Origin of the sequence: Gilliamella sp. CG16 (genome assembly GCF_046635785.1) — a bacterium.
GTDB lineage: Bacteria > Pseudomonadota > Gammaproteobacteria > Enterobacterales > Orbaceae > Gilliamella > Gilliamella apicola_I.
The window spans coordinates 76977-102979 of record NZ_JBIDFL010000001.1 but is presented as its reverse complement, the minus strand read 5'-3'; the positions used below and the strand labels follow the sequence as shown (position 1 = coordinate 102979).

Genomic DNA, 26003 nt, shown 5'->3' with positions numbered 1-26003 from the left:
TTAATATCTTTTAAGGAGTGTTAGGACACATGAAAATATTTCGTCCTTTATGGAATGAAGGCGTCTTTTTGACGCCTCAACAATTTCAACAACAAGCGTTGTGGGATCAATTCACTTCACAAAAATTAGCCACTCTAGCGGTGGCTAACCCATGGGGAATTGAAAGCCTATCTATTGATTTGCAGGCACTAACCTTCGATCGATTACAAGCAGAATCAATTAGTATCCGATTTTCTGATGGCGTTGTTATCAATACCGATATAGCAGACAAACTACCGGAAGCAAGAATATTAAATACCGATATACCGGTCGAACTTGAAGAAGTAACCGTATTTATTGGTATACCATTACTGCAAGCTAACGGCGGTAACTGTTTACAAGAAAATCAACGTCTTGAACGTCCACTACGATATAGACAAGAATGGGTAGAAGTTACCGACCTATTGGGGCAAAATGTCGAAACTATAGCTGTTGAGCATTATGCGCTAACATTCTTATTTGATTTTGAAAATCATAGTGACTACCTAACTTGTCCTGTAGCTCGTCTAAAACGAGATCTAAACGGGCGATTTGTACTTGATCAAGAATACCTTCCACCAATGTTAAATCTGCATACACAAAGCGGAACATTAGTTAAAGAACTTGAATTATTATGTGTTCAAATGCAAGCCAAACGGCAACATTTAACAGGAATGCGCCATGAGCGAAATCAACAAATGGCTGAATTTGCCACCGCTGATGTGTCATTATTCTGGTTATTAAATGCATTAAATACCTATGAACCTCAACTCAAATTTTTACGAGATAATCCAACAATTCATCCTGAAAAGCTTTATCAAACATTAACAGCCTTGACAGGTGCGTTATTAACATTCTCATTATTAAATAATGTGGATGGTATCCCGGCTTATCAGCATGATAATCTTAATGAAGTTTTCCCTCCATTATTTGGATTAGTACGCAACTTACTAGAAGAAAGCTTACCGTCTCGAGTAATTAAAATTGAATTAGTTCATGACAAAGACACATTATGGACTGGACGACTAAATGATTCTCGTCTAGTTGAAGATGCTGACTTCTATCTTTCAGTACGCTCAAGTATGCCAGGTCATCAATTACAATCACGATTCCCAATCTTATGTAAAGCAGGTGCACCTGATGATGTAAGGCAAATCATACATTCTGCGTTATCTGGTATTCCAATTAAAGCACTTAGCCATGTTCCGGCTGCTATACCTGTGCGTTTGGACAATCAATATTTTGCATTAGATCTTTCACATGAAGCGGCAAAAAATATGTTACTTACACGCTGTTGTGAATTTTATGTACCACGTGCAATGCCTGATATTTCGTTAGAATTGTTCGCCGTATTGCGGTCATAGGATCAAATTATGAGTATAGAATCAAAAGCAATTAATATTGACGAATTACTACGAGACTCCATCTTAGTTGTAGTGCAGTTAAAAGCAAAAGCTGATATTCCATCGGGACATAAATTGTACGAACTTTGTAAGCAACAAGTTATAACCGTACGAGACAAATTACATCAAGCGCAGTATAGCCAAGATGTAATTGATGATATCAGTTATGCTTTATGTGCTTTATTAGATGAAACTGTATTACTTTGTCATCGAGATAATCCGAAAAATCAAGACTATGATGAATGGTTAGGTTCGCCATTACAAGTTATCTATTTCAACACGCACAGCGCAGGTGATGACCTATTCGATAAAATTCGTTCTCGCTTAAGAGCTGATAGAAAAGAAGGAATTGTTTTAGCTTGTTTTGACCGAGTATTAGGACTTGGTTTCCAAGGCTGTTATCTTGATAGACCTCAAATGGAACGAGAGCACCTGATACTCGCGCTACGTGAAGCTTTACGAGAATATGAGCCAGAACAATCATATCCAATCATTGAACAGACCAAAACATATCGTTATCAGTTTAGAAAAACCATTCTACTAGCTTGTACTGTCGTATCGGTTATTGTCGTTATTGGGCTTTACTTTTTATTGGATAATCAACTAGACAACTTAGTTAAGCAACTTGTTGGTTAAAAAGGTTTATTATGAGCGATTACCCTAAGCGCATTCAAATTATATATGCAGTCGTATTGAGTTTATTATTATTGTTTGTTTTCCTACCAATAACAATTGGCTGGAAAATACTTGGATCGATTCTCGTCTTTGCTATTGCCGGAGGTTTTCTTTGGCAAATGCGACGTTATCGACGAGTGCTAGCATCATCAACAGCAAATATCCAATTTTTAACTCAAAAACTTGATTTATTACCGGCAAGACAGCGTTATCGTTTACCAATACTCATGGTTACGGGTAGCGCGGCTAAAGATTTTTTTCCTGAGGATTTATCGCTTGCCGAATCTAATGTATTAGTTTCGTCCGAAGCAGTTTGGATCTACGTTGATGAATTTTCACATCTACCGATAGTTTACGATTCATTAGTGGCGAAATGGCCTGATATGCTGGGTCGTGTAGGTATTTTTCTTGCCTTAACACCAGAAACAGAAGACAAACAGGGCTTATTTGTAGCTAAATTACAAGCATTTCGTCAATCATGGGTGGATACTTGTCGAATAGCTAAATACCAAATGCCTGTTTATCTTTCAACCCATGTTGGACTGAACGACTTAATCTATGACGAAAATAACCCATTACCTGTATATTGGTTTCAATTATTAAATCAAAAATTATATTTGTTAGATCGTTATTTGTCGCCAATTACAAATTGGGTTAATGACATCAAAATTCCAACAGATGAACGTGAACGACGATTAAGACTTCGTCCATTTTTAAGTGAAACAGAAAGTTGGATTGAAGACGTAGTATTAACTACTTTAGTTAATGACAAGCAACCTATTGCTAAATGTGTACCGACTGGTGTAGCAATCTATCCTACCAACCAATCGATTGTTCACGATAATCTCATGCAAAAAATATGGAAAAATGCGACAAGTTTATCATTACCAAATACGCATAAAATACAAGACGGTGTCACCCCGCCAGATGCATTAGTTAAATTTATGCCAATTGCATATCCATTTTCGCCTATTAGTTCAATGATCTGTGGATTAGTTATTATCACATCATTATTTTTAATGGGAAGTATGGGGGCGTCATATTGGAATAACATCAAATTAATCGATAGAATTCAAAATGATATTCATCATTACCATTTAGTCCCAATGGGCAATTATGATGAGAAAAAAGAGGCACTTGAAGTACTACGAAATGATAAAACCATGCTAAATGAATACTATGCTAAAGGTGAACCTATACGTTTAGGAATGGGGTTATATCGTGGATTACAGCTAGTTGAACCGCTCAATGTAGCCATGAGTGACTACGTAGCAAAACCACCAGAGCCTGAAAAAGTAATTGTTGAAAAAACGCAGGTTATTGTTAAAGAGCCACCTCCGCCAATTCGTCTAGATAGCTTAGCGTTATTTGAAAGCGGACAAGCAAGTTTAAAATCTGGTTCAGAAAAAGTGTTAATTAACGCATTAATGGAAATACAAAAACAGATTAATGCAAATCCTGGTACAGGTTGGTTAATGATCATTACGGGTCATACCGACTCAGTTGGCGATGAAAACAAAAATCAACAACTATCATTTAATCGAGCCATGTCAGTACGTGATTGGATATTAAAAGCGAGTGACATACCAGAAACCTGTTTCGCCATCCAAGGGTATGGTGCAAAAAAACCTTTAGTGGATAACGATACTCCAGAAAATCGTGCAAAAAACCGAAGGGTAGAAATAAATTTAGTTCCTCAAGCGTCAACATGTATTTTGACGAATGAAAACTAAGAGTGTGAAACAAAAACAATAAAAGGAGATAAACAATGGCTGTACCAGCTTATATGTTTTTAAAAGATGACGGCGGTGCCGAAATCAAAGGTTCTGTAACCGTTGTTGGTCGTGAAGGAAGTGTAGAAGTGGTTGAATTCGATCACCGAGTATACATCCCAACCGATGGTAATACAGGTAAATTAACAGGAACTCGTGTACATAAAGCACTTGAATTTGTTAAAGAAGTTGATGCATCTTCACCTTACCTATACAAAGCTGTAACTACTGGTCAAAACTTAAAATCAGTTGAGATCAAATGGTACAAAATCAACGATGCAGGACAAGAAGTTGAATATTTCAATACATTAATGGACGGTGTAAAAGTCGTATCTGTTAAACCTGAAATGCACAACATCAAAGATCCAACGAAAGAACAATACAACCACTTAGAACGTATTGAACTTCGTTATGAAAAAATTACTTGGACTTATAAAGATGGCAACATCATCCACTCAGACAGCTGGGTAGAAAGCCGAGGTTAATTTTAACTTACACAGTCCCTATTTATAGGGGCTGTATTTATTTTATTAATGATTAAGGAAAGAAATAGTAATGATAGCTGATCCCTCTGTTTTATTAAGACGACTAAATCCGTACTGTGCGAAATCGCTTGAAGCTGCGGCTGGATTATGCCAAACACGAGCACATACCGAAATTACACTTGAACATTGGTTATTAAAATTACTAGAACAGGGTTCAGGTGACATAACGATAATTTCAAGACATTATCAACTCGATATGGATAAAATTTGGACTGGATTACTCAATTATCTAGACGCACTACCGCATACTATTAACACAAAACCAAGTTTATCGCCATCGTTGATAGCTGTAATGCAATCAGCGTGGTTAAAAGCGTCGCTAGAAAATCATGAAGAAGTCATTCGCTCAGTTCATATATTGCAAGCATTGCAAGAAATGCCACATTGCTTAAAAGCACAAGATGCATGGCAACTACTTAGCTTATCGCCAGTTTCATTACAAAAAATGCGTTTACAACTGGACGAAACATCAGACGAAAACCCAGCTAACCAATACAGTTATCAATCAGATAGTGTAATGAATGCTACAGACAGTTTTGGTATTGACTCAACTGCCAACTCAGCATTAGCTGCAAACAAAACACAAAAAAACGATGCGAATGATGCTACAAATAATAATGATAAACAAATCGCTCAACAAAAGCATCATCAAGCGGCGCTTGAACGTTTTACCGAAAATGTCACTGAAAAAGCCAAATCAGGTAAAATTGATCCCGTTTTTGGTCGTGACAGTGAAATCAGACAAATGGTCGATATTCTATCCCGTCGTCGCAAAAATAACCCAATTCTTGTCGGTGAACCAGGGGTAGGTAAAACTGCGCTAGTTGAAGGTTTAGCACTTCGAATTGCTGAAGGAAACGTACCAAAAAATCTTGCGGATGTTAGCATCCTAACGTTAGATCTTGGCTTATTACAAGCGGGCGCTGGCGTAAAAGGTGAATTTGAACAAAGATTAAAAAATGTAATTGATGCCGTACAACAGTCTCCAACACCAATATTACTATTTATTGACGAAGCTCATACTATTATCGGCGCGGGTAATTCAGCCGGTGGCGCAGATGCGGCAAACTTACTAAAACCTGCATTAGCACGTGGAGAACTACGCACTATTGCAGCGACAACATGGTCTGAATACAAACAATATTTTGAAAAAGATGCCGCTTTAGAGCGTCGTTTCCAAATGGTCAAAGTAGACGAACCTGATGACGATCGAGCATGTTTAATGTTGCGTGGCTTAAAATCACGTTATGCTAAACACCATGGCGTACATATCCTAGACGAAGCTGTCAAAACAGCCGTTTCACTATCAAGACGTTATATCAGTGGACGTCAACTACCCGATAAAGCGGTTGACCTGCTTGATACAGCGTCAGCACGTGTACGTATGGGGCTAGATACGATACCAGAATCAATTACACAGCTTGAAGCTAAAATTGCCTCACTGAAAATTGAACAAGATGCAATTAACGCAGATCTGGCATTAGGTGAAAATTTAACGAGCGATCGCTTAAAAGAAATAGACATCCAGTTAGCCAAACTACAAGACAAATTAACTATTCAACAAACTCAATTTGAAAAAGAGAAAAAACAAATTGAAACATTGATTGAATTACGTCAAAAACTGACGAATAAATCAGATAGCAAGCTACTTAAAAAACTCAGCGATGCTCAGCAAGAATTAAATGAGCTACAAGGTCATAACCCATTACTTTCACTTGATGTTGACAGTCGCACAGTCTCATCTGTTATATCAGACTGGACAGGTGTTCCATTAGAAAGTTTACTAAAAGATGAGCAAAGCCACTTACTTGCGCTTGAAGATGATTTACGTCAACGTGTTGTGGGACAAGATAATGCCCTGTTTGAATTAGCTAAACGTATTCGTGCAGCAAAAACTGGACTGACATCAGAAGATGCACCAATGGGCGTATTTTTATTAGTTGGTCCGTCAGGTGTGGGTAAAACCGAAACAGCTTTAGCATTAGCAGATACCTTATTTGGTGGTGAACAATCACTGGTAACCATTAACATGTCAGAATACCAAGAAGCGCACACCGTTTCACAACTTAAAGGATCACCTCCGGGATACGTAGGTTATGGTCAAGGTGGGGTATTAACCGAAGCCGTTCGCAAACGACCATACAGTGTTGTGTTACTAGACGAAGTCGAAAAAGCACACCGTGATGTACTTAACTTATTCTATCAAGTCTTTGATCGTGGCTTTATGCGTGACGGTGAAGGTCGTGAAATCGATTTCCGTAATACCTTAATATTAATGACATCTAACTTAGGTAGTGATGAGCTTATGGCGCTTTTCGAAGAAATGCCAGACGCCGATATTGCGACACAACAAGAACTTCTACGTCCGATAATTCGTGAACATTTCCAACCAGCCTTATTAGCACGTTTCCAAACAGTAATCTATACACCACTTGGTAAAGACGCATTACGCAAAATTGTTGAAATGAAACTCAATAAAGTTGCCAGCCGACTACAAAAACATTACAAAATTGTATTTAATGTGGGCGAAAAACTTTACGACACCTTGGTATCAGCGTGTTTACTACCAGATACAGGTGCACGAAACATTGACAGTATCTTAAATCAACAAATTTTACCTGTGGTATCAAATTTATTACTACAACGAAGCAGTACAACTAACAATCAAGTACCAACGTTAATCCTTGATTTTGACGAATCAGAAGGAATCGTACTTGAATGGGAAAGTGAGCAAACTAAAGCAAAATCTGCTAAAGCTAAAACAACAAAAGCTGACTCGGACGAACCAAAACCGACTAAAGCGAAAGTTGTTAAGTCAGCAAAAACAAAGCCAGCAGAAGAAAGCAAAGGTAAAAAAAAGGCCGTTAAAAAAGCCTAAAATGTTACAGACGTTGAATGAAAAACCTAAATAAAAGGATATAAGGAGAAAAATATGGCGAAAGAGTTAACTAACCTCATTAGTCAATTTGGCGAAGGTTTAATGAATGGGCTAACAGGTGAGGTTAGCCACAACCGTTACACGTTAAAGGTTGATGGTCTCGATTCGCCAATTTCAGTACTTAAAGTCAAGGGAGAAGAAAAGCTCAATGAACCGTGGAAATACACAATCACATTTACCAGTGCTGATAAAAGTATATCAATAAACACGATTCTCAATAAAAAGGGTTCATTCTCATTCAATCCTGTAGCGAATAAAGCGCTAGGAAATGCAATCCGATCACTAAGTGATTTACCTACAGAAAGTGATTCTCGTGCTATCTATGGTATTGTCACAGAATTTAATCAGCTTTCAGTAAATAAAGACGAAGCACATTATCAGGTTGTATTATCGCCAAGATTAGCAAGACTTGCACTTAATCGTAATAGTGCCATCTATCAAAATCAAAGCATAGTAAGTGTCGTAGAAGAAGTATTACGAAGTCATGAATTCTCAGGCATTGACTACCGCTTAGAATTAAAAGACAGCTATCCGGCGCGAGAATTTATTACCCAATGGGAAGAAAGCGACCTCGAATTCATCCAACGCTTATTAGCGGATGTCGGAATCTGGTTCCGATTTGAAAGTCATGCGGAACATAATTGTGATGTCATGGTGATAAGCGATTACGAGCAAGGTTATCACCAAGTTGGTAATATCGATTACAAACAACCAAGCGGCACACTTGACGGTAACACCGAAAGTGTTTGGGATCTGTCGCTACATACACAAATTATTGAAAAATCAGTAAAAGTTCAAGATTTCAACTATCGTAATGCAGGGGCAAATTTAAAAGGTGATGAAAATACACAACCTAAATACATCACAACTTATGGTACTGATTACCGTTATGAAGAACACTATAAAGGTTTGAATGATAACGGTCATGCCAAAAAACAAAACAATAACAACGACAATAGTCAAACCAACAACGAAAACAGTATAGAAAGTGGTAAGTGGTATGCTCGAATACGTCATGAGCATATGATCAGTAAACAAATTATCATAAAAGGTCGAACAAACCGCTACAGCCTTATACCGGGTCAATGTATTACCATTAGCGGTGCGCCAATATCGGACATTGATGATGGCATTATAATTTTAAGTGTAGAAGGACATGGTAATCGTACGGATTCTTATGAATTATCTTTTACGGCAATACCATTTAAAGTATTAATACCGTATCGACCAGCACCTATTCGTTGGCCTAAAGTGAGCGGCACCTTACCTGCCAACGTGACAAGTCCAAATAACGACACCTATGGTTACATTGACACTATGGGACGTTATCGAGTTAAATTCAATTTTGACTTAAAAAATTGGAAAAAAGGGGAAGAAAGTTTATGGCTAAGACTTGCTAAACCTTACTCTGGTGATACATATGGTTTTCACTTTCCGCTAATTGACGGAACAGGGGTAATGATAGGGTTTACAAATGGTAACCCAGACAGACCTTACATAGCCCATGCAATGCATGACAGTTCGCATCCTGATCATGTGGCAACGATTAACAAACACCGCAATGTGATTCGAACACCTGCAAATAACAAGCTCCGTATGGACGACAAACGTGGTCAAGAACACATCAAATTAGCAACCGAATACGGTAAAACTCAAGTCAATATCGGTCACTTAGTTAATGAAAAGAAAGAAAAACGTGGCGAAGGGTTTGAACTACGCACTGATGAATGGGGCGCAATCAGAGCAGGCAAAGGGTTATATATAACCAGTGAAGAGCAAACACAGGCAAGTCATGTTCAATTACAAATGGACAGTGCAGTTAAACAACTAGCACAAGCGAGCGAAATGGTAAAAAGGCTTAATGAACTAGCCGAAGCCGCACAAGCTGAACTTGCTGATTTAAATGCTCAAAAACAACTTTTTGAACAAAGTTTAAAAGAGTTGAAACAACCAGGAATTCTTACATATGCGCCAGCAGGTATAGCGGATGTTAGCCCAAGCTCAATACAACAAACAGCAGGTGAAAACATTATACAAACAGCGCAAAATACTATTGATGTCAACGCATTCAAACGTTTTATGGTCACTGCTGGAAATATGATAAGTCTATTCGCAAATAAAATGGGGATAAAAATATTTGCATCAAAAGGAAATGTCGATATTCAAGCACAAAATGATGAAATGCATTTAACTGCAAAGCAAGATTTGAAAATTACCAGCACCGATAGTGAAGTCATTATATCAGCCAAGAAAAAACTGACATTAGCTTGTGATAATGTTGCAATTGTTATTGAAAATGGTTCTATAAAAGTGCTAGCTCCAGGTGATGTAACTGTACAATCGGCTAGTTTCAGCGTATTAAGTCCATCAAGTTACAATACAGCTCAAGTTGAGTTGCCTCCAGGTGAAAGTTGTTCGGAATCAGCATAATGGAGAAGCAATTACTCAACCTTTTGAACAATGAAAATGCACGTAAACAGTATCGTTATTTACTGATTGATAACTTAGTTTCGTTAAGTTATTTTCATATATTATCAATTCAAAGTTTAAAGGAAGAGTTAGGCAAAGAAGCTATTCATATTATTCCAAGACCTGATCTGACCCATGATTTAGATCATTGCCCAAAGTTAGTTGTTATTGCCAAACCTGATGAACAATTAAACGAAAAATTTGTGCATTTTATCAGTAAAGAACTTCAGAATGATGGCTCCCTTCAAAAAAGATATATTTGTTGTTGTATGGTAAGCGAAAATGAACCTGAGACATTGAGTAAACAAATAATTAATATAGGATTAAAACTAGCTACTTTGAATAAAACTCGTTTTGTCCCATTCTATGAACCATTCAAATTGTTTTTACTACAAGAAGGCAATAAAATTTGCTTCGATTGGTTACCTTATTTGTTAAATTGTTGTAGTACATATTGCTATACATCATTTACAAATCGCCTTCAAATAATTCAATCACTATCTTCTATACAAGATCCCTCAGAATTATTCATTAATGAAGAAGTCAAATTTTATCTTAAAGAATCAACAAAACTTTATCATCTAACGATTGCTTGGCAAAATATATGCGGAATGCAAAACAGACACATACAAGATTCTGACATATTATCTTTAGCAGAATGTTATCGAACAGCCAAAATAGCAGGTTTAAAAAATACAAGAGACTTATTTACTTTATCGTTATTGCTTAAAGAGTATCCAAAGTTATTAGAGCAAAAAGAAGTCAATGAAGCGGTAAATGAATCAATTGAATATCCAGGTACGTTAGATGAACTTTTAATTCAAATTGAAATTAATAATTAAAAATTTAATATATGGTATAAATTAATGGGTAAGATAGATCCAAATATTTTTACTGAAGCAAGAAATGCTTCAGCAATAGCTGACGGAGGATGTGGTACCTGTCAACGTGGTGGTATGCCATTTTTTTTAGTTCGTCAATCCGTCATTAATCCAAAAGTTTATCACTCAATCAACTGGTCAGAAAGTGTTCCTAATTTAAAAGGTAGGCAACCATCGGCAGCGTTAACTCAACACAAATATGCTTTAAGAATGTTGCGTAAAGGATATGTGTATGTATTGATGGAACAAAATGGAAATCGAAAATTACTGGGATATGAGGTGACTTCTAAAGGGGCACTAAGGCATCGCTCCATAGCTCACATGAAAAAATATGAAATAGAAGATTTAGCAGAATCCTGCACAGCCATAAATCACTATATACCTGCTATATTTGCAAATATTGATGTGTTGAATGCTACCGTTTGGATAGCTTATAGCCGTAGGGCATGGTCCAGAACGACAGAAGATTATTATCGGTCAGTAGAGGCAGATTTAAGAAGATTTACCAAAGTTACCATAAATGATTCAACTCGTAAAAAACCAGAATTATTATCACCTGATGGTCGAAGTTTCGAATTTAGAAATTTATTAGAAAGTAACAAAGCGCCACATTTACCTGAATTTTTTTTTGGAAAAAAAGATTTTCAGATGCGATTTCCAAGTGCGCATGAATTTAATGATTATTCACACAAAGATGATATAGCGGAGATAACAAAGATAACGAATATACTTGAAGATCAGTATCAATGCAAATTGGGATGTATTGTGTTAGAGGACACTTTTGGTGTAGTTGAAGAACTTAATGCACAACGATTACAAAATTTTGACCTGATTAATAATGCGTTTTTAGAGCATGAACGGGTGATAGAAAAAAAATTGGCGGATAAATACAACGAAAAAATAGCAGATTATACACCTACAGATCAATGGTTAAATTCAGCCAAAGAACAAGAAATGCTTTATCCTTATGCTAAAAATTACCTTGATGGTTTTATTAATCAGGATATAGGTGATAATCAAAGTAATATATCGATATTACAGGTATCTTCAGAAAAATCAAAATGTTCACAGGAACAAAAATCCGAAACAAATAATCATAAGTACTTAAATGAATATTTTTCAACTGAACGCGCTTATAAACGTAGAATATTATCTTGTATAGAAAGTTATAAAAAAGGATTAAACACTTATTATCGCAATACAATTGAAGATGATTATAAAGGAGTAAATACAGATGAAAAATACATGGATGTATATGAACCTGCAGCAAATTTTAAAGGAGCAATGGCATCGTTTAAAATGAGAATTAATGCTTTAAAATCATCAGGATGGAAAGAAGTTTCATTATCAGCAGAAGAAAAACAAGTTTTAATTGAAAAACATAAATCAACTACGAATGCCAAAGACGTACGACGATTTCATTGGTCACTTGAAAGCGCTGCGGAAAATAAATTTAATAAAAGTTGGGCAAAATTGGAAGAGAGATTAGATTTAGATAGATTAAAGAAGTTCTATGATGACGATAACCAAAAATTTAAGGAAATAATTAAAGATATTCGTAAAATATCAATTGATTATTTGATTTATGTAACATGGCTTTTTGGTTCAAAAGATAAACCATCTCAATATGCTCCCTCTGAACTCACCGATTATAATCTAGTAGAATTCTGGAAGCACGAACAGGAGAATGACTACTCAAAAGATCATTTAGGGTATTTTGAAGATTTAATCACTATGTTGCAAGGTAATATTACTATGGCTAAGTTACCGGAACAGTTTGGATTATGGGACAGCCTGTTTCGAGATGAAAATTCCATCTATTTTTACTTATTAAAAGGTCAGAATAATAACCTTTATGATATGTTATTGAAACAACGAATTGTGGAGATGGAAAAGGGCCAAGATATAGCTAACAAAGAAAAAACAATAAATAATTTGAATAATATCGTGAGTAATCTTAATTCTGTGATGAATCTACCAATTGAAGCAAAAAATACCACATTATTTGTTGACATGATGGAAAGATTATTTAATTGGGGAATAGCAGGTTTTGCTAATCGCCCAAATAATGCAAATTTAATTAATCAGGTGTTAATGGAGAATCACAGTATAGAGCAACTAAAAATCTTTTCTGGTGTTGAATATAGAAGAATGACTGTTGAAGTCAAAATCAAAAATTTGCCGAAAATTTATGAATTTATAATGGAAAAATCTAATGTGTCATCGGTTAATATAGAACACTATAATAAAGTTTATAAACTTTCGAAGATACCAGATACACGCTGGCGATTTGAAAATGAACTGACCAAAAAGCAGCTTGAAAAAACAGTCAGTATGGATTTTATGATTGTGGCAGAAGATTTAGCCTCAATGGAAAAAATGATAAATACTCTAAAAAAAGGTGGCAAGCTAAAAGAAACAACATTAGCTAAAACCAAAACAATTTTAGGTACCGAAATTAAGCACTCACATCAATTTGGTGGTGAGTTAACTCTACAAGATCTTGAAACAGCTTATGCTCACGTTAAAAAACGAATCCGTGTTGACTCGAGCAAGGCAATTGGCATCAATACATTGATGATATTTTTTCAAGCTCATCTATTTAGTCAAAACTTATATACATTAAATGAACAGGGTAAAACACTACCGCAAGATGTAAAAGACCAAATTTCACATGATATGCTCAAATCTTGTGTAATTATGTCTTTATTATCAGCGGAAGTAATAGCCCACACTATTAGGCTAGCTGGAGCACTATCGAAAATTAATATCTTTACCACTATGATACCTAGTTGTGCGACATTTATGAAAGTAACAGGGGCTGCACTAGCGATTATTACCATTCTTGACGGAGTGATATCGATGTATAAAGGAATTGGTTATGCGATAAATGGAGATATATTTGATGGAATTTTAGTAGGAACTGGTGGATTTTTAATTTTTTTCTCAGGAATTTTATTTTTTAGTGGGGTTATATTATCTTTAGCCTTGCCATTAGCTTTAACTGCTATTGTTTTAGCTATTATTGGAGCAATTTTAGTATCATTAGGTTCAGAGGCGGACAGTTGGTCACCTATGCAAATTTGGTTTAACCGTTGTTACTTCGGCAAGCATGATCATCCCGAAAAAGGTCAACCATATCCTTTGACAACTGTAGGTACAAGTGTCGCGTTAAATGACTATTATGCTTATCTTTCAGGTATGTATTTATCTTTAAACTATAACTATTCTGATAGGGAATTTTTTTTAATAGAAGATTTTAATAGATATGACGAATTTGAAACAGCTGAGCATCTGAAATATTTGGGTGGCCTTCGTGTCCATATTAATTTACCAAATTTTAGTAATAAAAGTCGCTATACCTGCGTAGTTTATCTAATCGATAAAAATGGAAACATTGGTAAAGCTAAACTGAAGCAAGGTAATGATCAACAATGTCTACATGTGGCAATAGAACAAAATCAATGTGAGCAATTAGAAGTACGTTGGGTAGAAACAAAAGATTACCCAATTACTTCAAGTCCGATAGTAATAAACAAAGGCAGTGATGATAATTTATCGACTTTATTGATAAATCAAAAAGTTGCTGAATTAAGGGAACGAGCTAGAAAAGTAATTGGAATATTACATTATTGGCAAGATGAGAACGCAAAATCACCATTACGTATTGAATATATGATCGATTGAAAAAATGAAAAAGGAGATCGTAAGAATGCCCTCTAAGTACCAACCTCAAGTCTCCTGTTGGCGTGAAGATCTGCACAAAGGGATTTATACGACCCAGTTACAGTTAACTAATAAAAAGTTACGTATTATCAATGATGATTATTGTGAATTATCAAGACGCCTAACAGGGATGAGATGCTTATTTCGTTTAATTTTTATTATTATTTATTTCATATGTCTATTGATAGCAATTTCGGGATTGATTATTCAAATCTATGCAATATTTCACTTTAATAAATATAAAGCATTATTTATTTTTTTATTTTTTTTATTTTTGATTTGTAACCAAATATTAATTCAAGTTTTTATTACCACACTATTGGCTCCTGAAGATTGCCCTGTACGTTTTAACCGTAAAACTGGTAAGGTATATATCTATGACCATTTTATTCTATATTTCGGTTCATGGGCAACCTTTATTCGTTCACCATTTAAATCTAAAGAGATAAGCATTAAAGAGTTTGATTGGGTAAATATCCAAGGTGTAGTAAGTTCGGTCTCAACACCGATTCCCAGCGGAGGTATTCTTAGAAGTTACCGTATAGAATGTTTAGTATGTAAACCAAATACAACTATAGTGGTCGATCATTTTATATTATCCATAGATAACAGTTTAAACTACGATGAATGGATGTGGTTAAATAGTTATATGATGTTTTCCGATACAAATTTAAATAATGAACTCATCATGGAATCAGGATTTGAATGGTTTATCAAAATAAAATGGCCTGAAGAGATAGATAGAAAATCCAAAGCTGGCTCAGTTGAAGCTTATCTACAAATAGATGCTGAATATAAAGAAAAAAACAAATAATCCCCGAATATCGAGAATTAAAGTTAAAGAATATTTATAAAAGTATTTAAACAATAAATTGCTTAAACTATATAAAAATTAAAAAAATATTAATTTTCATTACAAGATGGGTTAAAATATGTTAAAAGAGTAAGGAAATAATAAAGGGAATGAAAAAGTGAGCAATTTAATAGGGGTCATTCGTTTAGGTGACTCAACTGATCATGGGGGAAAAGTCATAACTGCCTCATCGACAATGATTGTTTTAGGTAAGCCTGTAGCTCGAGTAGGAGATTTAGTTAGCTGTCCTATAAAGAATCATGGGGTTAATCCTATCATTGAAGGAGAATCAAGTTTTACAGATCAAGGTAAATGTATTGCTTTGGATGGTCATAAAACTGCTTGTGGTTGTTCTTTAATTTCATCAGTATCTAAGGTTGGGAAAGCTTAATGCCAGTGGATTTAACATTACTACCAAAACCAAAACCAGAAGTTAAAAAAATAAATCGTTGGTTTTGGGTTATATTGCTTGTTGGGTTCATTTTGTGCGGAAGTATAATTACCTTTGTGCTGAGTTTTTTTTACAATATCCCAAATAATTTATTTATATCAGGTTTCTTTTTATTTCCTTTTTTTGCTTGGTTACTTATATTTTTAAATGGTATTTATTTTCATGGTTACCGTAAAAATTATAATAAAGAATGGAATTTACATCGTGAACGCCGAAAGCAACAATTAATCAAATATGGACAAAGAGGGTTGTATGTTTTAGAACATGCGCTTGTCACGCAACAAGGTAATACCGAAAATGTTCGTGCATTAAAAAATAAAAGTTTTCAGATGATCGCGAAACAATATGGTAATGATGGTGCTGTTATTGCTTACACATCTTTAATAAATGATTACAAAAACAATGATAGTAATTATAACTTTTTGAAATCAGTATTTGAACAATGGAAAGCAAAATTTAAGGTTAAATTTTTGACTTTAAATAGTAATATCAATATTCATGTAAGGTTATTTTTTGAATCGGAATTGGAAGAAAATAAAATGGAGGTTTTATGGTCTGAAACTTTGGGAAAAATTATCAATGACCCTGCCAGCTTTAAAATTGAAGAGCCAAAAAATTCTTCTACATTTATAGAATCGTGGTTAGATAACAGTCAGCATGATAATGAATTATTGTTAGTCATTAGTAGTCATATGTTTCAAACTCCCGTTAAAAATGAAGGTGAATTCATTTCAATGTTATTGTTAGCTGGTGAAAATGTAGATAAAAATTGTTATGCCTCTGATATTAGTAAATCAGGTGTTAAAGTCCATCGTAGTGAACAAACTAATGTATTAAATAATACTATTGATAATGCTTTATTGTGGAGCAGCGATATTGCTGCTCCATATGATATTGTTTGGTGTAACTGTATGACCACAGATATAAAAAACGACATCATGAATTATTTTAATGAAATCAGATTTGAACCAAAAGATGTTTTAGATGTAGAAAATTCAATAGGTAATGCTGGGTTATGTTCCTATTGGTTAAACCTTGCTTTGGCTATTGAAAATATCGTTCAATCAAAAAATAAACAATTAGTAATATTAGGTTCTCCTTATGTTACTGCCTCAGTTGTATCGTGTTTGCCAGAAGAAAATAATAAGAGAAGTGAAAAAAATGAAAAACTATAAACTTATTTGGATGTTTTTGTTGCTAATTGTTGCAATGATTATTGTTGTTTTGATTTGGCAGGATAATTTTTCATTTCTTGTATGGAATACCGAAAAAGTTATCGCGTCTTTATTAGTTATCATTTTTGCGTTATTCCTATCTCATTTCCATGGACTTATTAATTTGTTATCACATAAAGTGATGGAATTGGATTTTCAGCGTGGAGATAAAACGAATATTGATATTGATAACAAAAAACAGAAAAAAGAAAGCGTTACTGATTCTTTTTGGGAACCAGTCAAATTTATGCGTCATCGTCATGGTCTTTTTTGGCGTTATAAAATTAGAAAGTGTCTTGTTATTGGATCATATACTGATGTCGAGTCCGTATTCCCTAATTTACAAGACGATAAATGGCAATTATGTGATAAAACGTTGATGGTTTATGGTGGTGATATTGAACATGAGCTTGATACATCTTGGTTATTGGCATTAAAAAAACGTTTTTCTCGCTGTATTCCTTTTGCGGCTAAACCGTTGAATGCCATTATATGGGTAATGCCTAAATATTATCTTGACAGTAATCGTCAACAGCAAGTGTTGATTGAAAAAGCTTTACAGCAAATAGAAGCACGTGACAAATTATTGAAGTGGTCTGCTCCGCTCTATTTAGTTGCGCCACAAAATAGTGAATGGCATCAAGTAGGTCGTATCGAACAAAGTGTAGGCGTCATTTTCCCATTATTAAATCAAGAATCGTTGCAATCAATCGACACGTCATTGTATCAATTGTCCCAAGAGTGTTGTATACGTGGAATGCAACAAGTTAAAGGCTCAATAACTCACGATTTTTTATTAAAAATAAGTCAAAAATTAACTAAAGGTGATATTGAACACATTAAGCGTTATTTGGGAATGTTTACCGCTTTTCCGTATTCACCTTATGTTCGAGGGCTATTTTTTGTACCTCATCAAGTCTTTTCAGAAAATGAAGAATTAAATTTTGATAACTATTTAGTGATGACCCCAACTTGGCAATCAATTAGTGATGATGCCAATGCACAGTTAGGAAAACGTATGGGCATTCGTTGGGGAATGGTGTCTTGCATCTTTTTACTTGGTGTGTCTACGTTGCTTGGTTTAGGTGTTTTAAACTCGTATTTCCGAAATTCAACCCTTATCAACGATAGTATTAAATTAGTAAAAAATGCGGATAGTTCGATTCAACAAGACTTAACAACCAAATTACAAAACCAATTTGAATTACAACAACGTATTGAGCAGTTACTATATCGTAAACAACACGGTGCGCCATTTAGCTATCGATTTGGTTTGAATCATAATAATGAGCTTTTAGAAAATTTGTGGCTTTCTTATCGAGTGACCAATTCTAGAAATATTGCCACTCCGTTTCATAATCTAATGACAGATTATTTAACCTTGCTAACAGAGCTACCACCAGATAGTCCAGAGCGTTTAAAATTAGCCGATTCAGCTTATGATTTTTTAAAGGCTTATTTAATGTTAAGTCATCCGGATAAAAGTGATGGTATTTACTTAAGTCAGTTCGCTTCACAAAAATGGCGAGCACCAGAAGGTATTAGTGATGGTGATTGGCAACGATTAATGCCAGATCTGGTCCGTTTTTGGGGACAAGTATTAAAAAGTAAGCCAGACTGGGCGCTTCAAGAAGACAAACGTTTGGTCAATGGTATACAAAAAATATTGATTAATAAAATTGGTGTTCAAAATGCCGTTAACACGCTTTATCAAGATATTATTCAGCGTGCAAGTCAACAATATACCAATCAAAATTTAAATCAATTACTTGAAGGAATTGATAGTAATATTCTCTTTATTAATGATGTTGAAGTTCCCGGTATTTTTACCCGTAAAGCATGGGAAGATACTATTAAAAATGAAATTAATAGCGCAGCTAAATCACGTAAAGAGCAAATTGACTGGGTATTGGGCGAAGATAGCCAAAGCAATTTAATTGCTTCAATATCCCCCGATGTGTTAAGACAGCAATTAAAAGATCGTTATTTTAGTGAATATGGAGCATCTTGGGCGTATTTTTTAAATAATATTCAATGGCAACCAGCTAATAATGTGTCTGATGTTATTGAGCAATTGACTTTATTGGCTGATAATCGTCAATCCCCTTTGATTGCATTAATTAATGTCGTTAAATATCAGTCTGAAGTTGATTATTCTGGCGATGGACTGTCCGATAATTTAATTCGTACTGCACAGCAAATCATAGGCAAAAAGAATCAATCTGTTATTCCATTAGCAAATAATGAGGCTTCAGGACCTTTAACAGAAACTTTTTCACCTATCGTGAACTTAATCAAAAATGAAAATAATAATCTTTCATTACAAACCTATCTTTCACGAGTCACACAAGTCCGCTTAAAATTGCAAAATGTGACCAATAGCGCAGATCCTAAAGCAATGATGCAAGGACTTGCTAAAAGTGTATTTAAAGGCACGTCAGTTGACTTGACCGAAACACGAGATTACGGAAATTTAATTGCCGCTAATTTAGGTAATGAATGGTCTGGATTTGGACATAGTTTATTTAAGCAACCGCTTGAGCAATCGTGGCAGGTCGTATTAACCCCAGCGACTGAAAGTTTTAACGAAATTTGGCAAAATTATATTGTGCATCAATGGGAAAAGTCATTTGCGGGTCGTTATCCTTTCAAAAATAGTGAAAACGAAGCGTCGTTTGCTGAACTTGCTCGTTTTTTACGTAGTGATACAGGCATTATCGACAATTTTATTATAAATGAATTAGGTGGCGTCTTAGAAAAGAAAGGGGGCAGATGGGTTGTTAATACGGTGAACGCTCAAGGACTTAATTTTTCACCGAAATTTATCAACGCATTGGAGTTATTTAACGATTTATCATCTGAATTAATCACATCAGGTGATGTTAGTTTAGCCTTTGATCTAATGCCACGCAGTGGTAATAATATTGTCCGAACTGAATTAATCATTAATAAACAAAAATTAGAATATTATAACCAAGCACCAACTTGGCAACGATTCAATTGGCCTGGTGATGGTTATTCACCTTATTCACAGTTAAGTTGGAGTTCTGATGAAACAGGATTAAAACTCTATGATTATTTCAATGGTGATTGGTCTTTGATTAGACTACTTGAAAAAGCATCAGTTAAACCACTTGATTCAAGTCGCTATGAGCTGGTTTGGAAAGTATCTGAGGAAGGTAGATTACGATATATTTTACGTACACAGTTGGGGCAAGGACCACTAACGTTATTAAAATTGCGTAACTTTACATTACCGAATAGAGTTTTTGAAAATTAATTATATGATGGAAGATTATTATGTTTAGCCAATTGTTAAACCGTTTATTTGGATCGCAAGATTCAAGTGAATCAGCTAAAAAAAATCTAAGTTTACAGTGGGCAGATTGGCTAGAGCCAATTAGTCTTGATAAACCAACGGGTGAAGATTTAACCTATCACGATACTTTTCAGGAAATAAAAGAAGAAATCGCTAAACTTTCCGGAATTGATTACGAGTTAGTCGCGACGGAAAGTGAAAATATCTTAAAGAAGAATAGTAAAGATGTACGTGTTGTTACTTATTATTGTTTGGCTCGGTTACATATTGATGGCGCCAATGGTTATGCCGACGGTGTTGAAATATTAGCAGGTTTACTTGAAAAATTTGGAACCTCTGTTTACCCTTCACGGCATAATATTCGTAAAAATGCGATAGAATGGTTAGCAAATGCAAGGTTTCTTGAGCCGCTTACCCAATTACAGCCAATTTCAGAAGAATGTCTTTCGCGAATTATTTTAGCGCTAAATCAGATCGATAGTATTTGTCAAACGTTGTTTGTTGGCGAAACTCTAGAGCAGAAGCTTGAAGCGCCAGATCTTTCTGCGCTTGTTCACTTTTTTAGCAATAATTTAAAGCAACCCGTTAAAAGTACTCAACCAGAAAACGCATCATCTTCTATGCCCGTTTCTGAATCAATGCCAGAATCTTTTCCTAAACTATCGGATGCTAAAATTGGTTCACAACGAGACTTACTTGATCAAGCTCGCAAAATGGCTGCATTTTTAAGAGAAAAGCCAGAAGGCTATCTTGCAGCAGGTCGTTTTTTACGAATATTACGCTGGGATACCATTGTCGATTTACCTCCAGCAGATCATCGAGGACGAACTCGTTTACCTGCACCAAGAGCAGAACTTAAACAAAATATTAGTCGTTTAATTATCCAACAACAATGGTCAGAGCTTTTTGAACGTGTGGAAGCGGCTTTTATGGAAGGTGCGAACCATTTTTGGCTTGATTTACAACGAGCAACAGTAATGGCATTACAGAAAATGGGTGCACCTCATCAAGCTTGGGCAGACATATTTTTAACGGATATTGGGTTGATGCTTGAAAGATTAAACGGCATAGAACGGCTTTCATTCGATAATGGCACACCGTTTGCCGATGATGAAACGCTCAATTGGATTGCAACCAATGCGCGCATTCATCATTTAGATGAAGGTGACAGTATTGAACCAATTTCGATTTCTGGCGAAAACGATTGGAATGAAATTGAAAAACAAGCGTTAGAATTGGCGCATAGTGAAAGTATTGAAAAGGCATTTCAGTGGTTGCAAAATTTACCTACTTTACGCTCACCTAAACAACGTTATTTGCTGCAATATACGCAAGCAAGAGTCGCTGAGCAAATGGGTAAACAAGATATCGCTATGAAATTATTGCTTGGTCTCAATAGTCAGCAGCAAACAATGACACTTTTACAGTGGGAACCAGAATTAATATTTGATGTTAAACGTTTTTTATTAAAACTAATGAAGCAAAAAAATCAACTGAAAGATGGCTTTAAACCCGAGCTTTCAGAAAAAATTGATTTGTTACAGCACGAATTAATGCAACTTGATCCAGCTAGAGCATTAAGTGTTATGTAGCGTTAATCAAGCACCTTATTTATGGGGTAGTTAGTTTCAATAACGATATTACTAAACAGAATATACAAAAAAATAAAGAGATGAAAAATGGATGATTTAATTTTACGCTATTACGAATCAGAAATGCGGTATTTGCGAGAAGCAGGAAAAGAATTCGCCAAAATACATCCTGATAGAGCTAGTTTGTTAAACTTAGATCGTGTCGGTGATCGTGATCCTTATGTAGAGCGTTTATTTGAAGGGTTTGCCTTTCTAACTGGTCGTTTACGTCAAAAAATTGATGATGACTTACCCGAATTAACGGAAAGTTTAGTGACATTACTTTGGCCTCACTATTTACGACTGATCCCATCATTATCGATCGTGGAACTAACGCCAAATTATACGACATTATCACGTGAAGAAGTCATTCCAAAGGGATTGCAAGTGCAATCTGAGCCATTGGGGCATGTCGGTACACGGTGTCCATTTAGAACAACACAAGACGTCACTTTACGACCTATTAAAATAAGTCAAGCTAGATTAGGGCTAAGCCATGATGGTCGTAGCATGATTACTATTCGGTTGAGTATTACTGAACTGGCAGACTTTGAACAGTTGGATTTATCATGTTTACGCCTTTATTTAAATGCAGATGCCCCCATCGCATCAACACTACATCATGTTTTAACGCAGAAAGTTGGCTCAATTCACGTTCGTTATTCTGATGATCCTGAAACAAGAGTTTCGTTAAATGGTCATATTACCCCCGTTGGATTCAGCGAAGACGATCGCTTATGGTTAAAACCAGATAATGCATTTTCTGGCTATCAACTTTTACTAGAATATTTTGCATTTCGTGAAAAATTTATGTTTGTTGACTTGCATGGTTTAAAAACGAGCAATATATCAGAAGCATGTACTTATATTGATATCGAATTGACGCTCAATCAATCATGGCCAACCGATATGCCTTTTGGCGATGATAATATTCGTTTGCATTGCGTGCCAGTCATCAACTTGTTTGATATGGAAGCCGATCCAATTGTGGTAAATCAGCTAGAAAGCGAATATTTACTTCGACCTTTATTACGCCAAGATGGGCATGTTGAAGTGTATTCTGTTGAACATGTAGAAGCTATTACGCGTGATGGACGTTATCGATATGTTCCATTCACGAGTTTTAAACACCGTGGAGGTATGTTACGTCATGATGCGCCAGAAAGATATTATCATACTCGAGTGAGAAGAGGTGCTTCCGGTTTACATGACACATGGCTGATTTTGGGCGGTAAAATTTGGGATAAAAACGAAATGCTCGAAACCGAGACTTTATCGTTACGTATAACAGGTACTAATGGTATGTTACCTCGTAAAGCTTTACGTAATGCTCGAATTCATGATCTTTCTGACTCAAATGGTAATATTGCTAAAGTACGAAATCTTTGTTCTCCAACAATACCTTGCTATCCACCAACTGAGGATCGCTTTTATTGGCGTGTTCTTTCGCATCTTGCCCCGAATTATTTGTCACTAATGAATGCTGAAGTTCTACGTGGAACACTCGCATTATATGATTGGACAGATAACGAACTTAATCGTAGACGCTTAGAAGGTATCGTTGAAGTTTCTCATCGAATGATTAAACGCACAGTTAAAGGTATGCTGCAACGAGGTATTGAAATAGAAGTCACTATCAATAGTTTTCAATTTACCGGGGAAGGTGATGTAATGCTGTTCGGCGAATTATTACATCAGTTTTTTGCTTTATATGCCGATGTTAATTTATTTACACAATTGGTTATTATTAGTCTACCTACAGGAAATAAAATTGTATGGAACCAAAGCAAAACATCGAAAACAGCCCTTTAATGCAGATGCTTGAAAAGCAACTGCCAAAAATTAATTTTTATCGTTTTTGTCAGTTACTTGAGCAGTTATATGCAGACGAGCCTATATTGGGTAAAAGCGAATCACCAGCTGCAGATCCGTTGCGTTTTGCACCTTCGGTTGATATGTCTTTCCCAGCAAGTGAACTGAAATATATAGAAAAAGCACCCTACATAAATCGTCCAACAACAGTTAGAACACGTTTTTTAGGGTTGTATGGGGTTGATGCCGTATTACCGCTTGGTTTGCTTGATAAAATTATTCGGCGAGACGAAAATTATCAATCGATGACTGATTTTTTGGATATGTTCAATCATCGGGTCATTACTCAATTTTATCGTATTTGGTTGAAGTATCATTATCCAGCATGTTATTTAAGTGGTGGGCGTGATCCAGTATCAAAATGTTTGTCTGGTTTAATAGGATTAGGTGTAAAAGGTACTATTGAACAAATAGGTACGCCACTATCTCGATGTTTTGCATTATTAGGATTAATGTCTCAAAAAACACGTACAGCAGAAGGCATTATCGGATTAGTGCGTGTGATGGTCGATGATGCGCAAGTGAGTGTAAGCGAATTTTATCCTATTTGGCAGTCAATTGATTATCCAGCAAAATTAGGCGGTCAAGGACCACATCGAATCGGATTAGATGGTGGTGCTGCATTGGGTTCACGTTTTAAAGAGTGTAATCAAAGTATTCATCTTGTTATCACGCCTCAACACGAACATCAAATTGCTGAGCTATTGCCCGACGGACAATTATTTCATGATATTTTAGCTTTATTACGGGCTTATTTAGGCTATCGTGTAGATGCCAAAATAACGCTGTGTATTAAGCGAATTTTTCTACCAAGAAGCCAACTAAAATCAAGAAATAGCAGATTAGGATTAACTGCTTCATTTAATAAAACTGACGAAAATAATCAACCTGTTGAAGACGAAATCAAAGTGAATTTGGGTAGCTATTCTGGTGTTGATTATCAAGTATATCAATCAAGGGACTAAAAATGAGAATAATGAAAACATTACTTGCTAGTTTATTAATCATTTCGCTAATGGGTTGTGGTATAGCTCAGAGTGTAAGTGAAACAGCGGTTGAAATCACGGATTCTGTCTTTAAATGGAATGTCAGAACATTACATTTAGATCTAAAAGCAAGGGCTGAATTAAATACAGATGATGATGGACGCTCATCACCCGTTGTGATCCGAATTTATCAATTAAAAGATGCTGATAATTTTAACGCTGCTTCTTATCAGGAACTCGTTGATAATGACAGTGAAATATTACAAGAATCACTCATTGAAAGCAAAGAAGTTGTACTAAAACCCGATACATCTATTTCAATTGATACACCATTTGATAAAAAAGCAGATGTAGTAGGCGTGATAGCGCTTTTCAAAGAACCAAATCTAAAAGATAACAGTTGGCGAATAGTATTGGAACGTGGCGATCTTTATATCACTGAACCACGCGAAATTATCGCGAGCCAATATAGCATTAAACTTGTGGAAGAAAAGTAAATGAGTGCTTCATTATATGACATCTTATATGGCTATTTTGAGTCTGGTATCCCGATAGATGAAATAGCCGAAAATGAACAAACCATTATAAGTGTAATGGATAATATCGAGCGTATTCTAAATAGTCGGGCAGGGGCTATCAACCACATGCCTGATTATGGGCTACCGGACATGTCCACTATCTTTCAGGCATTACCGTCATCAGCTTACGTATTAATGAGAGCCATAGAACAAACATTACTCATTTATGAGCCACGACTTGAATCAATAAATATCAATATTGATGAGAAAAATAAAGATTCTATGGTGCTTAGCTATGAATTAGTCTGTTATTTTAAAGAAGGTGGACTAGTCAAATACGGTACTTATTTTATGCCCGATGGCAAAGCACAATTAAGATATACCAAAAAAACAGCTCGAAATTAATGAAGGAAAGATAAATAAAAAGCATAACAAATTAGTTAATGATAAAATAAAAATAAACCGTTTATATCTGTGTTAACAATGAACAGCATATCGGAGTAAAAATGCTTGGAGAACGAATAAAAATAGCTAGATGTAAACGGGGATTGAGTCAGGCAGAGATCGGAAAAAAAATGGGTAACATTTCAAGGGCAGCGGTTTCTAAATGGGAAAACGGAACCAACAAGCCAAAAGACCTCGATTTATTGGCACATATCTTAAGGGTGAGTAATTGTTACCGATACACATAGTGATAAACCGATCATTTATCGAGTTGTTTGAACGGAGGCA

At 35.4% G+C, this 26003-nt stretch carries 18 protein-coding genes; all 18 read left to right on the top strand.

The window, feature by feature from the left end; all coding sequences use genetic code 11:
* Positions 1-29: 29 nt before the first annotated feature.
* Positions 30-1382, top strand: a complete 1353-nt coding sequence (tssK, locus tag ACGH47_RS00425) for a type VI secretion system baseplate subunit TssK (RefSeq protein WP_065559519.1) — start codon at positions 30-32, stop codon at positions 1380-1382.
* Positions 1383-1391: 9 nt separating this feature from the next.
* Complete coding sequence (gene tssL, locus ACGH47_RS00420; RefSeq protein WP_267379293.1) at positions 1392-2057, top strand: type VI secretion system protein TssL, short form; 666 nt, start codon at positions 1392-1394, stop codon at positions 2055-2057.
* A gap of 11 nt (positions 2058-2068) precedes the next feature.
* Positions 2069-3829, top strand: coding sequence for an OmpA family protein (locus tag ACGH47_RS00415; protein ID WP_411622347.1), 1761 nt, complete (start codon positions 2069-2071; stop codon positions 3827-3829).
* A gap of 35 nt (positions 3830-3864) precedes the next feature.
* Positions 3865-4353 (top strand): Hcp family type VI secretion system effector, encoded by a 489-nt coding sequence (locus ACGH47_RS00410; protein ID WP_065559516.1) that lies wholly within the window; start codon positions 3865-3867, stop codon positions 4351-4353.
* 70 nt (positions 4354-4423) lie between these two features.
* Positions 4424-7291 carry a type VI secretion system ATPase TssH gene (gene tssH / locus ACGH47_RS00405; RefSeq protein ID WP_411622345.1) on the top strand — a complete coding sequence of 956 codons (2868 nt, stop codon included), beginning with the start codon at positions 4424-4426 and terminating at the stop codon, positions 7289-7291.
* Positions 7292-7345: 54 nt separating this feature from the next.
* Entirely contained in the window at positions 7346-9781 is a 2436-nt protein-coding gene (locus ACGH47_RS00400) for a type VI secretion system Vgr family protein (protein ID WP_411622343.1), read from the top strand.
* On the top strand, positions 9781-10662 hold the full coding sequence (locus tag ACGH47_RS00395; RefSeq protein WP_267379301.1) for a hypothetical protein: 882 nt from the start codon (positions 9781-9783) through the stop codon (positions 10660-10662). Before ACGH47_RS00400 ends, ACGH47_RS00395 begins: the two co-directional genes overlap by 1 nt.
* Before the next feature lie 24 nt (positions 10663-10686).
* A complete protein-coding gene (locus ACGH47_RS00390; protein ID WP_411622342.1) occupies positions 10687-14388 on the top strand; it encodes a toxin VasX in 3702 nt (1233 codons plus the stop codon).
* Positions 14389-14413: 25 nt separating this feature from the next.
* The gene (locus tag ACGH47_RS00385) at positions 14414-15241 is read left to right on the top strand and encodes a DUF6708 domain-containing protein (RefSeq protein ID WP_411622341.1); all 828 of its coding nucleotides are present in this window, start codon (positions 14414-14416) and stop codon (positions 15239-15241) included.
* Positions 15242-15398: 157 nt separating this feature from the next.
* Positions 15399-15671 (top strand): PAAR domain-containing protein, encoded by a 273-nt coding sequence (locus ACGH47_RS00380; protein WP_218837303.1) that lies wholly within the window; start codon positions 15399-15401, stop codon positions 15669-15671.
* A complete protein-coding gene (locus ACGH47_RS00375; protein ID WP_267379309.1) occupies positions 15671-16906 on the top strand; it encodes a hypothetical protein in 1236 nt (411 codons plus the stop codon). The genes ACGH47_RS00380 and ACGH47_RS00375 overlap by 1 nt, the downstream gene beginning before the upstream one ends.
* Positions 16893-20225: an ImcF-related family protein gene (locus tag ACGH47_RS00370; protein ID WP_411622339.1), complete on the top strand. Its 3333-nt coding sequence runs from the start codon at positions 16893-16895 to the stop codon at positions 20223-20225. The genes ACGH47_RS00375 and ACGH47_RS00370 overlap by 14 nt, the downstream gene beginning before the upstream one ends.
* A 20-nt stretch (positions 20226-20245) precedes the next feature.
* Positions 20246-21856 (top strand): type VI secretion system protein TssA, encoded by a 1611-nt coding sequence (tssA, locus tag ACGH47_RS00365; RefSeq protein WP_411622337.1) that lies wholly within the window; start codon positions 20246-20248, stop codon positions 21854-21856.
* 87 nt (positions 21857-21943) lie between these two features.
* The gene (tssF, locus tag ACGH47_RS00360; RefSeq protein WP_065557841.1) at positions 21944-23707 is read left to right on the top strand and encodes a type VI secretion system baseplate subunit TssF; all 1764 of its coding nucleotides are present in this window, start codon (positions 21944-21946) and stop codon (positions 23705-23707) included.
* Complete coding sequence (gene tssG, locus ACGH47_RS00355; RefSeq protein WP_411622336.1) at positions 23671-24732, top strand: type VI secretion system baseplate subunit TssG; 1062 nt, start codon at positions 23671-23673, stop codon at positions 24730-24732. Before tssF ends, tssG begins: the two co-directional genes overlap by 37 nt.
* Positions 24733-24734: 2 nt before the next feature.
* The gene (tssJ, locus tag ACGH47_RS00350; protein WP_267379321.1) at positions 24735-25250 is read left to right on the top strand and encodes a type VI secretion system lipoprotein TssJ; all 516 of its coding nucleotides are present in this window, start codon (positions 24735-24737) and stop codon (positions 25248-25250) included.
* On the top strand, positions 25251-25676 hold the full coding sequence (gene tssE / locus ACGH47_RS00345) for a type VI secretion system baseplate subunit TssE (protein WP_065557844.1): 426 nt from the start codon (positions 25251-25253) through the stop codon (positions 25674-25676).
* A gap of 101 nt (positions 25677-25777) precedes the next feature.
* On the top strand, positions 25778-25963 hold the full coding sequence (locus ACGH47_RS00340) for a helix-turn-helix domain-containing protein (RefSeq protein WP_411622334.1): 186 nt from the start codon (positions 25778-25780) through the stop codon (positions 25961-25963).
* Positions 25964-26003: the final 40 nt, after the last annotated feature.

Excerpts from the sequence above, each read along its gene's own strand:
- tssK (WP_065559519.1), top strand. The coding sequence starts at position 30 with ATGAAAATATTTCGTCCTTTATGGAATGAAGGCGTCTTTTTGACGCCT.
- tssL (WP_267379293.1), top strand. The coding sequence starts at position 1,392 with ATGAGTATAGAATCAAAAGCAATTAATATTGACGAATTACTACGAGAC.
- ACGH47_RS00415 (WP_411622347.1), top strand. The coding sequence starts at position 2,069 with ATGAGCGATTACCCTAAGCGCATTCAAATTATATATGCAGTCGTATTG.
- ACGH47_RS00410 (WP_065559516.1), top strand. The coding sequence starts at position 3,865 with ATGGCTGTACCAGCTTATATGTTTTTAAAAGATGACGGCGGTGCCGAA.
- tssH (WP_411622345.1), top strand. The coding sequence starts at position 4,424 with ATGATAGCTGATCCCTCTGTTTTATTAAGACGACTAAATCCGTACTGT.
- ACGH47_RS00400 (WP_411622343.1), top strand. The coding sequence starts at position 7,346 with ATGGCGAAAGAGTTAACTAACCTCATTAGTCAATTTGGCGAAGGTTTA.
- ACGH47_RS00395 (WP_267379301.1), top strand. The coding sequence starts at position 9,781 with ATGGAGAAGCAATTACTCAACCTTTTGAACAATGAAAATGCACGTAAA.
- ACGH47_RS00390 (WP_411622342.1), top strand. The coding sequence starts at position 10,687 with ATGGGTAAGATAGATCCAAATATTTTTACTGAAGCAAGAAATGCTTCA.
- ACGH47_RS00385 (WP_411622341.1), top strand. The coding sequence starts at position 14,414 with ATGCCCTCTAAGTACCAACCTCAAGTCTCCTGTTGGCGTGAAGATCTG.
- ACGH47_RS00375 (WP_267379309.1), top strand. The coding sequence starts at position 15,671 with ATGCCAGTGGATTTAACATTACTACCAAAACCAAAACCAGAAGTTAAA.
- ACGH47_RS00370 (WP_411622339.1), top strand. The coding sequence starts at position 16,893 with ATGAAAAACTATAAACTTATTTGGATGTTTTTGTTGCTAATTGTTGCA.
- tssA (WP_411622337.1), top strand. The coding sequence starts at position 20,246 with ATGTTTAGCCAATTGTTAAACCGTTTATTTGGATCGCAAGATTCAAGT.
- tssF (WP_065557841.1), top strand. The coding sequence starts at position 21,944 with ATGGATGATTTAATTTTACGCTATTACGAATCAGAAATGCGGTATTTG.
- tssG (WP_411622336.1), top strand. The coding sequence starts at position 23,671 with ATGGAACCAAAGCAAAACATCGAAAACAGCCCTTTAATGCAGATGCTT.
- tssJ (WP_267379321.1), top strand. The coding sequence starts at position 24,735 with ATGAGAATAATGAAAACATTACTTGCTAGTTTATTAATCATTTCGCTA.
- tssE (WP_065557844.1), top strand. The coding sequence starts at position 25,251 with ATGAGTGCTTCATTATATGACATCTTATATGGCTATTTTGAGTCTGGT.
- ACGH47_RS00340 (WP_411622334.1), top strand. The coding sequence starts at position 25,778 with ATGCTTGGAGAACGAATAAAAATAGCTAGATGTAAACGGGGATTGAGT.